This is a genomic window from Nonomuraea sp. NPDC049504 (assembly GCF_040676845.1).
In the GTDB taxonomy this organism is placed as follows: Bacteria; Actinomycetota; Actinomycetes; order Streptosporangiales; family Streptosporangiaceae; genus Nonomuraea; species Nonomuraea salmonea.
Genome location: NZ_JBFAPT010000075.1, coordinates 1 through 4,681, shown reverse-complemented (window position 1 = coordinate 4,681; position 4,681 = coordinate 1). Strand labels below are relative to the sequence as shown.

Genomic DNA, 4,681 nt, shown 5'->3' with positions numbered 1-4,681 from the left:
TCCTTCGCGCCGTCCACCGTGACGGTGATGTCGACCAGCTTCTTGACGCCCTTGCTACTGATCAACGCCAGGACCGGGCGGGCTTCCGTGCGGCCGGTCGCCGGGTCGGTGGCCACTACCTCGTCGCCGGTCTCCACCTTTTCGATCGGCTTGGTCGAGCCGTCGGCCATCAGGACCGGGGCCGAGGCCGGTCCGAGCCTGGGCCGCCCGCTGGTCGACAAGTTGGAAGGCTCTCAGGTCCACAACCTGAAGGAGCTGCGTCCCGGCTCGGCAGGTCGCTCCGAGATCCGGATCTTGTTTGTGTTCGATCCGTGGCGATCGGCCATTTTGCTGATCGGCGGGGATAAGTCCGGTGACTGGACGGGCTGGTATCGGCGGGCCATCCCCCGTGCCGAAGAGCTGTACGCGAAATACCTGGCCGAACGCGAAACGGAGGAGAAGAACCGATGACGAACTTTCCCAAGTGGAACGACGTCCGCGCCGACATCGTGGCCACCTCCGGCGGCGAGGAGGCCGTGGCCGAGGCCCGGCGGCGCAATCAGGCCTACATCGACGGCCACCGGCTGGCCGAACGGCGCAAGAGCCTGGGCCTGTCACAGACAGAGCTCGCTGACCTGATGGGAGTGACCAAGAGCCGGGTCTCCCAGATTGAACGCGGTGAGGTGTCCACCGTGGAGGCCATCGCCCGCTACGTACAGGCCCTCGGCGGGCAACTCCAGATCTCGGCCGTGTTCGGCGATGACCTGTACATCCTGCGCGGCACCGACACCCACGCCGCATAACTCGAACACCACTGCACGGCCCGATCATGCAACTCGGGGGTACTTCCTCTGCCTGGCAGCCAGAAGGAAAAACGAATCGAGGAGTAGGCCTTGCCTACTCGAATGTCACGGGCATTCCCGCTGCAGCAAAATCACCCAGAATCAGGTCGATGCATCGGACCGGACCTGCACCACCATCGAGGACTTTTGAAAGATGCTCTTCGGCTACGGCGTAGTCCCGCCAACGTATACGCTTTGCGGGCAAGCGTCGCAGACAATCGAAAAATGCCATGAAGTTGGATTCGAGATATCCTCCTGGCCCGTGCGCGGCCTCGCCTATCGCGCAGAAAAAACTCGCGAGGTCTACTATCCCTCGACCATCCAGCACAATTTCTTCACCGATGGAGCGGGTGGATATTCTGCTGTGTGAAGCAACCTCTACCCAGCCCTCGCGCTGCCCAACGGGGATGTCCCACCACTTATTGATCGTCGCTGGTGGAGCGATGCGCCATGATTCCCACACAGGCTTGGCCCAAGCATGCGGAGGCAAACTTGTGGTCGCTCGAAACCGTCCAGCGGACCCATCGGATGCAAGGGAGATCTCCACGTCATTCAGATCGTAGTGGCCGATGGCGTTGTGAGACGTATCCAGAATCACAAGTTCCACGTCACCGGGGACAATCAATGGATCATCCACACTCCACTTCCGTTCGAGAGGCATTTCAGCCCGAATGAAAGGAACAGAGAGCACGTACTGAGGCGTATCGTCTGGGCGTTCGAAATCTTCGTAGAATGAGCGGTCGCCGATGAAGAAGTTTTCCATGTCGACCAAGGCAAGTATGCACGTCGAAGTGCCGAACTCACGAAGTGCATACTTGACGTCCACCGCCACTTACTCCCTCCACGAATCAATCAGCTGGGGCCGTTAACTCCCACACTCCTTGGGGAAGTCCTTTATCCTACGATAGTGGGTGTTGGTGTATCCATAATCTCCCCATCGATTAGGGCCGAGGATCCGATAGAGATCCGGATTCCTCGTATTCCTCTTACTCGGGACCTCCCACTCTGGAGATCCAGGGAAGTTATGCGCATCGTCCCTACCCCACTTCCTCGACTGTCAGGTTGTGGACGCGTTGGGTGGCGGTGCGGTGTTCGACTGCGGTGATCTGGACGTACGTGCCGGCTGAGGTCTGCAGCCACATGCCGGGCTGCAGGGCGCCGGCGGTCAGCCAGGCCTTTCGCTTCGGGACCCAGAACGGGTGGTTGTCCGTCGCTGTGATGACGTCCTTCGCGCCGTCCACCGTGACGGTGATGTCGACCAGCTTCTTGACGCCCTTGCTACTGATCAACGCCAGGACCGGGCGGGCTTCCGTGCGGCCCGTCGCCGGGTCGGTGGCCACTACCTCGTCGCCGGTCTCCACCTTCTCGATCGGCTTGGTCGAGCCGTCGGCCATCAGCACCGGGGTGCCGGGGACGAAGCTGTTCGGCAAAGCGCAGGTCGTACCAGGCGGGTCCAGCGGGACGTCCGGGATCGTGGCGTCGATGACCTCTTCGATCAGCCTGTCGGCGATGTCCTCGGCGGCGTTCTCCCCCAGCTCCTCCACCACATCCTTGGCGCAGGAGATCATGCTGCGGCACAGCAGGTCACCGTCATAGTCGACGCCGTCGTAATCGACGCCTCCGGTGGCTGTACTCCGTCGCGCCGCCCGACAGCAGCCGGTTGCGCTCGTCGTAGACGAAGGGCGTGTCCCCGACCTTGACCCGGTTGCCCGAGTCGTCCCACTCGTAGGTGGTCGTCGTGCCGTCGGGGGCCGTCCAGGAGGTCATCCGGTCGGCCTGGTCGTAGGCGTAGGTGTTGGTGCCCGCACCGGCCGTGCCCGCGGTGACCTTGGAGAGCAGGTTGTCGTTCTTGTCCCAGCCGTAGGTGATCTTCGCCAGCTGGCTGCCGGCGGCGTTGCGCAGGGTGTGGCTGGTGATGCGGTCGAGGTCGTCGTAGCCGAACTCCTGCTTACCTCCGGGGCTGGCGGAGGTGAGCGTCCTGAGGCGGTCGGCGGCGTCGTAGTCGTAGGTCAGTGACCGGCAGCTGACCGCGTCGCTGAGGGTCTTCAGCCGGTCGGCACGGAACTCCAATCCCGTCCGCCGGTCACAGGCGATCCGAAGAACCGATGAATGGCAACACGCTGCTCCTCCACGGAAGCCACCTGCGACGCTTCAGCCGGCCCGAAGACGTCAACGACCTCCCCCTCTCCGCCGAACCTGCTGAGGACCGTCGCCACGCGACCTAACTCCATCTGCTGCTACATACCAGAGGGGAAGACATCCGGACGGGCCCCCAGGCAGCAGAGGAAAAGCCCTTCCTTCTCAAGATGCACCCGAGCATCGAGAAGACACCAGAAGCGGTTGGACCCCGAATAAGTCAACAACTCCCCGTCCGCAACACGCACCCTCAGCCCCACTTCTCCCCCTGTCTTCGAGGGTCTCCAGAAGGACCGGGATGACCGAGGGTGTGCGCTCTACTGCCGTCAGCCCGGCGTGTCCACATAACGGTGCGAACGTTCGACAACTCGTGCTTGAGGACCTGCTCCTCCACAGTGGCCGCCGAACCTGCTACATCCAGGATCCTGCGGGCCAGCCACTCCAGCCAATCTTCCGTTCTGTCCCACCCCCACTTCCGCCTTCGACCAGCCAGCGGCGACCCTCGTTGCTACTTGAAGGCTTTCGCCGGCGAGGTCACCATTTCCAGCAGCCGCCGGAACAAGTATGCAGTCCTCCAACTTCAGGATCGCATTCGGGATACGCTCACGACAATACTCCCGACGGCTTCACCAGCCTCTGAATGAGATCCATGTTAAATCTCGATGTCGTATCCGAGTACCCTCGAATATCGACCCGCCCATTCCCTGGCTGACGCGAGAACATCCATGGTTCTTCCGCTCGTCAGTTGTATCGGCCCTCGTTCCAGCTCTGCTCGGATCCGAGACTCCAGATCAGGCAAACCGATGTCCCGCGCCAACACCAGGGCTTGCACGAGACGAGCTGGATAGTTGGCTACAGGAAGCCAGGCGTAGAGCTCACCTCGCTGCACGTCTTCTGCGGAAGAAAGCAGCACACCTAGGTCAGTGCGATCGACTACGAAACAAGTCGCTTGCCCCAGCCCTTTCTGGAGAAAGTCCTCCAACGGTTCGTCGACGGCCTGTGGCCATGGTATTTTGTTACTGGAGCTGCGAATCGGAACGGACATGCGTCCGTACTTCTCTAGGGCCGGCCCGAACTTGGCGTCACCCACGTTCAGGTACCAGGCGAGCGTCCCCCCAGCCCCTTTGGATATCCACCCTAGGTACGCCAACTCTCGGGACTCCCAGCGCACCTCTCCCTTTCGTGACACTTCAGCCTCTGATGAGATAGCCCCAAGCTCCATGGCCACGCGCAACACGGCTGGCGCAGTCAGCGGCTTAGCCACTCCAACATCACCACTTCATCCATCTGCGGGACCCGTTGGGCACCCTCACGAGGTCGAACACTACCCCATCCGGCGTGTCCCGATATGCCCATAGCTCGCCGTAATCAACACCCATCTCATTCATGTAGCGTCGCAGCTGGCGAGTTCCGGCCTTGATGCCGCTCTTAGTATTCGGCTTGAGCTCGACGGGAAAGTCATCGGGAGTGAAGCCGTCCGGGATGCTATTTGGCGATATCTGATTGCCAGGCTTATACCCGAGGGAGTCCAAATGCTCTCCCCACTCAGGCCCGTTATGGACACGAGTCCCACGCGCAGCAGCTTTACTATTCCCAGGCTGAAGATTTGTCGGGCACGTTCCGTTGGAATTATGTACGAGGACCGGAGTCGTACCCGCCACCACATGATAGGTGTGGAAGTCCTCGACGGTCAGGTTGTGGACGCGTTGGGTGGCGGTGCGGTG

5 protein-coding genes and 1 pseudogene are annotated in these 4,681 nt (G+C 61.4%); 2 read left to right on the top strand and 4 right to left on the bottom strand.

What is annotated here, in order from left to right:
• Both AB0K28_RS51590 and AB0K28_RS51585 read left to right on the top strand, forming a co-directional pair.
• The coding region (locus AB0K28_RS51590) for a type II toxin-antitoxin system RelE/ParE family toxin (RefSeq protein WP_364386032.1) at window positions 1-450 on the top strand (450 nt) is incomplete at its 5' end.
• Window positions 447-782, top strand: a complete 336-nt coding sequence (locus AB0K28_RS51585; protein WP_364386029.1) for a helix-turn-helix transcriptional regulator — start codon at window positions 447-449, stop codon at window positions 780-782. The genes AB0K28_RS51590 and AB0K28_RS51585, both read left to right, overlap by 4 nt.
• 94 nt (window positions 783-876) lie before the next feature.
• Here AB0K28_RS51585 and AB0K28_RS51580 read toward each other — a convergent pair whose 3' ends face one another.
• The 4 genes and pseudogenes from AB0K28_RS51580 to AB0K28_RS51565 all read right to left on the bottom strand — a co-directional run.
• Window positions 877-1,647 carry a hypothetical protein gene (locus AB0K28_RS51580; protein WP_364386026.1) on the bottom strand — a complete coding sequence of 257 codons (771 nt, stop codon included), beginning with the start codon at window positions 1,645-1,647 and terminating at the stop codon, window positions 877-879.
• A gap of 211 nt (window positions 1,648-1,858) precedes the next feature.
• Window positions 1,859-2,389 (bottom strand): Hint domain-containing protein, encoded by a 531-nt coding sequence (locus AB0K28_RS51575; RefSeq protein WP_345398578.1) that lies wholly within the window; start codon window positions 2,387-2,389, stop codon window positions 1,859-1,861.
• A gap of 22 nt (window positions 2,390-2,411) precedes the next feature.
• On the bottom strand, window positions 2,412-2,891 hold the full coding sequence (locus AB0K28_RS51570; RefSeq protein WP_364386023.1) for an RHS repeat domain-containing protein: 480 nt from the start codon (window positions 2,889-2,891) through the stop codon (window positions 2,412-2,414).
• A 1,337-nt stretch (window positions 2,892-4,228) separates the two neighbouring features.
• Window positions 4,229-4,681: pseudogene (locus AB0K28_RS51565) on the bottom strand (hypothetical protein); the annotation flags it as partial.